The following is a 6,932-nucleotide window of genomic DNA, read 5'->3' as shown; positions in this document are numbered from 1 at the left end:
CCGGGTCGGGCCTGCGCGGATCCCGGCCTCCCCCGGCGAGCGTGCGTGTCTGATCGGCGTTACGCCGGAGTCGGACGGGATTCTGCGCACTGTCGCGGGGAGGCCGGCTACCGGAGGACCTCCGCGATCGGCGCCCCTGCAGCGACCTTGGCCCGGGTCTTCATCACCGCGCCGGGTATCCCGGCACCGACCACGCCGACCACCACACCGTCGCGCTCGTAGTACGCGAGAAACCGGCGACCGTCGTCCTCGACGAGGTGCACGGTGTCGGTGGCGTGCGGCTCGCCCAGACACTGGAGCTTGACGTCGTACTGGTCGCTCCAGAAATACGCGACGACGACGTTCGACGGCGTGTCACGTCCCAGCATCGCGGGCACCACGACTCGGGCCTGTTCGGCAACGTTGCTCCAATGTTCCACCCGCACTTGATGTCCCATCGGATTTCGCCAGGAGGCAACATCACCGAGCGCCCACACGTTGGGCGCGCTGGTACGTCCGGCCGCATCGCAGATCACGCCGTTGTCGACATCGACCCCGCTGCCGGCCAGCCAGTCCGTCGCCGGCCGTGACCCGATGCCGACCACCACCAGGTCGGCGGTCACCTCGGAGCCATCGGTCAACACCACCGTGTCCACCCGGCCCGGTCCGCGGACCGCTGCAACGCCGACTCCGGCGCGCACGTCGACACCTTCGGCGCGGTGCAGCCGCGCCACCAACTCGCCGATCTGGACACCCAGCACCGATGCCAACGGCGCCGGCTGCGGCTCCACCAGGACGACGTCCACCCCGAGGCTGCGCAGGCTTGCCCCGACCTCGCAACCGATGAAGCCGGCGCCGACGACCACGGCGTGCCGGGCCTGCGACGCGTGCTCGCGCAGCGCCAGGCTCTCGTCGAACGAGCGCAGCACGCGGATGCCCTCGAGATCGGGGAACGCCGAAATGCGCCGCGGCACCAGGCCGGTCGCGATAACCAGCTCGCCGTAGCCGAGCACGCAGCCGTCGGCCAGCGCCACTGTCCGTGCGACGGTGTCCACGCCGGTTGCCGCCGAGCCGAGACGAAGCGTGATGTCGTTGTCGTCGTAGAACTGCCTCGGCCTTAGGGTTACGTCGTCGACCTCGCTGCGCAGCACCTCCTTGGACAGCGGGGGCCGGTCGTAAGGCAAGTGGACTTCGTCGCTGACGATGGTGATGGAGCCGGTGTGATCGGCGCGGCGCAGGTGTTCGGCGGTCCGTACCGCCGCCAGACCGCCGCCGACGATCACGATTTTCGTGTCAGCTCCGTTGCCGCTACCGGTCACGGCGATGTCGTGCACGACGGGATCATCCGCCGGCACGGCGACCACCCCGGCGGCGTCCCTCGGGTGGTATCGAGCAAGTGTGAGTTCCCACCACGGGAGTCAATACTTCAGTGCGCCCTTGTCAACCGGGATTTGGAGACCGGTAATGGCACCCGAGCCATCGCCGGCAAGCCAGACCACGACGTCCGACACTTCGTCGGGCGTCATAAAGCTCTTGGGCTGCAACGGCATTGGTGGAAAGCTGTGCACATAATGCGGGTGTTTGGTGAAGATCTGCGCCATCACCTCCGGTTCGACCATGGCGGCTTCGATGGAGTACGGGTGAATAGAGTTGACGCGGATGCCGAATTCGGCCAGCTCCAGGGACAGCGTGTTGGTCAATCCCACGAGCCCGTGCTTGGACGCCGAATAATGGCCGTTGCCGGGCGTGGCTTTCAGTCCCGCCGACGAGCTGACGACGATGATCGATCCGCCGTTGCCGGCCTCGATCATCGCCGGCACCGCGGCGCGCACCGTGCGCCAGGTACCGGACAGGTTCACCCCGATGACGGTGTCCCACTGCTCGTCGGTCAACTCCCAGACCCTGCCCCAACTCAGCACGCCCGCGTTGGCGACCACGACGTCGAGCCGGCCGAACTGCTCCACGCCGTCGGCTACCAGCAGCCGCAGCGCCGCGTCGTCGCGAACATCGACCTCGCGGGCCAGCACCTTACGGCCCTCGGCTTCGACTGCGCGCACTGTCTCGGCGAGGTCCTCCGGAGTCGCCCCCGGGTAGGTGATGCTGTCGGACACCGGCGCGCAGACGTCCAGGGCGATCACGTCGGCGCCCGCACGGGCCAGCCGAACCGCATGCGAACGACCCTGCCCACGGGCGGCTCCGGTGACGAATGCCACCCGACCCTGCAAACTTCCCGACATCCACGCCCCTTTCGTCGGCTGCCGACAGGCTAGCAGCGAAACTGAAACGTGTTTCACCCCCACCGGGGTCCCGTGATGAGCGCATCGAGCGGCAGCACTGAACGCGACGCGGCGCTCACCCGTTCAGGTGAGCGCCGCGTCGCCGTAAACTACTTGATGATCTTGGTGACCCGGCCGGCGCCGACGGTGCGGCCGCCTTCGCGGATCGCGAAGCGCAGGCCCTCGTCCATGGCGACCGGCTGGATGAGCTTCACCGAGATGTTGGTGTTGTCACCGGGCATCACCATTTCGGTGCCCTCCGGCAGCGTGACCACACCGGTCACGTCCGTGGTGCGGAAGTAGAACTGCGGACGGTAATTGTTGAAGAACGGCGTGTGCCGGCCGCCCTCGTCCTTGGACAGAATGTAGACCTGGCCCTCGAACTCGGTGTGCGGCGTGGTGGTGCCGGGCTTGGTGATCACCTGACCGCGCTCGACGTCCTCGCGCTTGACACCACGCAGCAGCAGACCGACGTTGTCGCCCGCCTGCCCCTGGTCGAGCAGCTTGCGGAACATCTCAACCCCGGTGACGGTGGTCTTGGTGCTGGTCGGCTTGATGCCAACGATCTCGACTTCCTCGTTGACGTTGATCACGCCGCGCTCCACCCGGCCGGTGACGACGGTGCCGCGTCCGGTGATGGTGAAGACGTCCTCGACCGGCATCAGGAAGGGCTTTTCGGTGTCGCGGACCGGGTCGGGGATCGACTCGTCGACCGCGTTCATCAGCTCCTCGATGCCCTCGACCCACTTCGAGTCGCCCTCGAGCGCCTTGAGCGCGGAGACCCGGACCACCGGGGCGTCCTCGTCGAACTCCTGGGCGGCCAACAGTTCCCGGACCTCTAGCTCGACGAGTTCGAGCAGCTCCTCGTCGTCGACCATGTCGGCCTTGTTCAGCGCGACCAGGATGTAAGGCACGCCGACCTGGCGGGCCAGCAGCACATGCTCGCGGGTCTGCGGCATCGGACCGTCGGTGGCGGCCACCACCAGGATCGCGCCGTCCATCTGGGCGGCGCCGGTGATCATGTTCTTGATGTAGTCGGCGTGGCCCGGCGCGTCGACGTGCGCGTAGTGGCGCTTCTCGGTCTGGTACTCCACGTGGGAGATGTTGATGGTGATACCGCGCTGACGCTCCTCGGGCGCGTTGTCGATCTGGTCGAATGCACGCGACTCGTTCAAAGACGGGTACTTGTCGTGCAGAACCTTGGTGATCGCCGCGGTCAGCGTGGTCTTGCCGTGGTCAACGTGACCGATGGTCCCGATGTTGACGTGCGGCTTCGTCCGCTCGAACTTCGCCTTCGCCACTTCTCTCGTCCTCCTGGACTTGTTGGTGCTTGCTAAAGCAGTGTTGATGTTTTCAGTTTTGCCCCGCTGGTGACCGGGCAAGGTTACTCCGGGTCGCCTAAGCTTCGCTCACTCGCCCGTCGCCTTCGCGATGATCTCCTTCGACACGTTCGCCGGCACTTCGGCGTACGAGTCGAAAACCATGGAGTAGTTCGCCCGGCCTTGCGTCCTCGACCGCAGGTCGCCGACGTAGCCGAACATCTCCGACAGCGGCACGTGCGCCTTGACCACGCGTGCGCCGCCGCGCTCGTCCATGGCCTGGATCTGGCCACGGCGGGAGTTCAGGTCGCCGATCACGTCGCCCATGTAGTCCTCGGGCGTGATGACCTCGACGGCCATGATCGGTTCCAAGATCACCGGCGCAGCCGCGGCGGCCGCCTTCTTCATCACGTGCGAACCCGCGATCTTGAACGCCATCTCAGAGGAATCGACGTCATGGTAGGCACCGTCGAGCAGGATGACCTTCACGTTCACCAGCGGATAGCCGGCCAGCACGCCGTACTGCATAGCGTCCTGGGCGCCGGCATCCACCGCGGGGATGTACTCGCGAGGGATGCGTCCACCGGTGACCTTGTTCTCGAATTCGTAGGTGGCGCCGTCTTCGCCGGTGAACGGCTCGACGGTGATGATGACCTTCGCGAACTGGCCCGAGCCGCCGGTCTGCTTCTTGTGGGTGTACTCGACGCTCTCCACCTTCCGGCGGATCGTCTCCTTGTACGCCACCTGCGGCTTGCCGACATTGGCCTCGACCTTGAATTCGCGGCGCATGCGGTCCACCAGGATGTCCAGGTGCAGCTCGCCCATGCCGCCGATCACGGTCTGGCCGGTCTCTTGATCGAGATGCACCTTGAAGGTCGGGTCCTCCTCGGCCAGCTTCTGGATGGACAGGCTCAGCTTCTCCTGGTCGCTCTTGGTCTTCGGCTCGATGGCGACCTCGATCACCGGGTCGGGGAAGGTCATCGACTCCAGCACGACCTGCTGGTTCGGGTCGCTCAGGGTATCGCCGGTGGTGGTGTCCTTGAGGCCGATGACCGCGTATATGTGACCGGCCGAGGCGGCATTCACTGGGTTTTCTTTGTTGGAGTGCATTTGGAACAGCTTGCCCAGCCGCTCCTTCTTGCCCTTGGTGGCGTTGATGAGCTGGCTGCCGGCCTCCACGGTGCCCGAGTACACCCGGATGTAGGTGAGCTTGCCGAAGAACGGGTGGGTGGCCACCTTGAACGCCAGCGCCGAGAACGGCTCGTCGGTCGACGGCTTGCGCACGACCTCCTCGTCCTCCTTGCCCGGAGCGTGACCGATGGCCGGCGGAACGTCCAGCGGCGACGGCAGGTAGTCGATGACGGCGTCCAGCATCGGCTGCACGCCCTTGTTCTTGAACGCGCTGCCGCACAGCACCGGGTACGCCTCGGAGCTGATGGTCAGCTTCCGGATCGCGCCCTTGATCTCGTCCACCGTCAACTCGTCGCCGCCGAGGTACTTCTCCAGCAGGTGCTCGTCGGTCTCGGCCACCGCCTCGAGCAGCTTGGTACGGTACTCGTCGGCCTTCTCGGCAAGTTCGGCCGGAATATCGACGACGTCGTAGCGCTCGCCGAGTTTCGTTTCGCCGCGCCACACCTTGGCGTTCATCTCGACCAGGTCGACGATGCCCTCGAAGTCGCCCTCCGACCCGACGGGTAGCTGAATCGGAATGACGTTGGCGCCCAGGCGCTCCTCCATCGTCTTGACCGAGAAGTAGAAGTCGGCGCCGATCTTGTCCATCTTGTTGACGAAGCAGATCCGCGGAACGTCGTACTTGTCGGCCTGCCGCCACACCTGCTCGGACTGCGGCTCGACGCCTTCCTTGCCGTCGAAGACCGCGACGGCGCCGTCGAGCACGCGAAGGCTGCGCTCCACCTCGACGGTGAAATCAACATGCCCAGGCGTGTCAATAATGTTGATCTGGTTGTCATTCCAGAAACAGGTGGTGGCGGCGGAGGTGATGGTGATCCCCCGCTCCTGTTCCTGCTCCATCCAGTCCATGGTGGCGGCGCCGTCGTGCACCTCACCGATCTTGTAGCTGATGCCGGTGTAGTAGAGGATGCGCTCCGTCGTCGTCGTCTTCCCGGCATCGATGTGCGCCATGATGCCGATATTGCGGACCTTGGTGAGGTCGGTCAGCACGTCCTTCTGTGCCACAGAAGTCTTCCCACTCTTTCGGTTGCTCGGTCAGCAGTCTCGTCCGGCCCCATCGCCGGGCGGGATCACCAGCGATAATGCGCGAAGGCTCGGTTGGCCTCGGCCATCTTGTGAGTGTCCTCGCGTCGCTTCACGGACGCCCCCAGGCCATTGCTGGCGTCCAAAATCTCGTTTGCCAGGCGCTCGACCATGGTCTTTTCGCGGCGTTGCCGGGAGAAGCTGACCAGCCACCGCAGCGCCAGCGTGGTGGACCGTTCCGGCCGCACCTCCACCGGGACCTGATAGGTGGCGCCGCCGACCCGACGGCTGCGCACCTCCAGCGCGGGCTTCACGTTGTCCAGCGCCCGCTTGAGCGTGATGACGGGATCGGTGCCGGTCTTATCCCGCGCCTGTTCGAGCGCACCGTAGACGATGCGCTCGGCCAACGATTTCTTCCCCTTCAGTAGAACCTTGTTGACCAACAGGGTCACCAGCTGCGACCCGTAGACGGGGTCGTTGACCAGCGGGCGCTTCGGCGCAGGCCCCTTGCGCGGCATCAGCCCTTCTCCTTCTTGGCGCCGTAGCGGCTGCGTGCCTGCTTGCGGTTCTTGACGCCCTGGGTGTCCAGTGAGCCGCGGATGATCTTGTACCGCACGCCCGGCAGGTCCTTCACCCGGCCGCCGCGGACCAGCACCATGGAGTGCTCCTGCAGGTTGTGACCCTCGCCGGGAATGTATGCCGTGACCTCAACCTGGCTGGTCAGCTTGACGCGCGCCACCTTGCGAAGCGCCGAGTTCGGCTTCTTCGGGGTCGTGGTGTACACCCGGGTACACACGCCGCGCCGCTGCGGGCTGCCCTTGAGGGCCGCGGTCTTGACCTTGGCGACCTTGTCCCGGCGCCCCTTGCGGACCAGCTGCTGAATGGTTGGCATCTACCGGCTTTCTCCTGTTGCGTTCTGGTTCGAAGTCTCTGTACTGCAGTTGTGCCCGGCCTTGGGATAAACCCTGTACCCCGCGGTCGGGTGTGTCGCACGCGCCCGCCGCGGAATTTCATCCGTCTCGTCGTGGACATGCGAATTGGCCCGGCGTGCGCGCCTTGGGTGAAGCGCCGTAGCCGCCAGGCACGAGCTTCGACAATACCCGCCGCTGGTCGGGCAGGTCAAAGCGACGGCGAGGGTCTAGGG

At 65.8% G+C, this 6,932-nt stretch carries 6 protein-coding genes; all 6 read right to left on the bottom strand.

The features are described from left to right. Positions 1–107: 107 nt before the first annotated feature. The gene (locus ABDW21_RS07130; RefSeq protein ID WP_343601336.1) at positions 108–1,313 is read right to left on the bottom strand and encodes an FAD-dependent oxidoreductase; all 1,206 of its coding nucleotides are present in this window, start codon (positions 1,311–1,313) and stop codon (positions 108–110) included. Between the two features lie 84 nt (positions 1,314–1,397). Further along, the gene (locus ABDW21_RS07125; protein WP_343710238.1) at positions 1,398–2,216 is read right to left on the bottom strand and encodes a mycofactocin-coupled SDR family oxidoreductase; all 819 of its coding nucleotides are present in this window, start codon (positions 2,214–2,216) and stop codon (positions 1,398–1,400) included. A gap of 149 nt (positions 2,217–2,365) precedes the next feature. Continuing rightward, the gene (gene tuf / locus ABDW21_RS07120; protein WP_343601333.1) at positions 2,366–3,556 is read right to left on the bottom strand and encodes an elongation factor Tu; all 1,191 of its coding nucleotides are present in this window, start codon (positions 3,554–3,556) and stop codon (positions 2,366–2,368) included. 108 nt (positions 3,557–3,664) lie between these two features. Then, positions 3,665–5,770, bottom strand: coding sequence for an elongation factor G (fusA, locus tag ABDW21_RS07115; RefSeq protein ID WP_343601332.1), 2,106 nt, complete (start codon positions 5,768–5,770; stop codon positions 3,665–3,667). A 65-nt stretch (positions 5,771–5,835) separates the two neighbouring features. Continuing rightward, a complete protein-coding gene (gene rpsG / locus ABDW21_RS07110; protein WP_343601331.1) occupies positions 5,836–6,306 on the bottom strand; it encodes a 30S ribosomal protein S7 in 471 nt (156 codons plus the stop codon). After that, on the bottom strand, positions 6,306–6,680 hold the full coding sequence (gene rpsL / locus ABDW21_RS07105; RefSeq protein ID WP_163753893.1) for a 30S ribosomal protein S12: 375 nt from the start codon (positions 6,678–6,680) through the stop codon (positions 6,306–6,308). Before rpsL ends, rpsG begins: the two co-directional genes overlap by 1 nt. Positions 6,681–6,932 lie beyond the last annotated feature (252 nt).

This window comes from Mycobacterium sp. (assembly GCF_039583805.1).
In the GTDB taxonomy this organism is placed as follows: domain Bacteria; phylum Actinomycetota; class Actinomycetes; order Mycobacteriales; family Mycobacteriaceae; genus Mycobacterium.
This window is presented reverse-complemented; position numbering and strand designations above follow the sequence as displayed.

What these genes read in the sequence shown, in the direction of transcription:
- ABDW21_RS07125 (WP_343710238.1), bottom strand. Translation starts at nt 2,216, where the DNA reads ATGTCGGGAAGTTTGCAGGGTCGGGTGGCATTCGTCACCGGAGCCGCC.
- rpsG (WP_343601331.1), bottom strand. Translation starts at nt 6,306, where the DNA reads ATGCCGCGCAAGGGGCCTGCGCCGAAGCGCCCGCTGGTCAACGACCCC.
- rpsL (WP_163753893.1), bottom strand. Translation starts at nt 6,680, where the DNA reads ATGCCAACCATTCAGCAGCTGGTCCGCAAGGGGCGCCGGGACAAGGTC.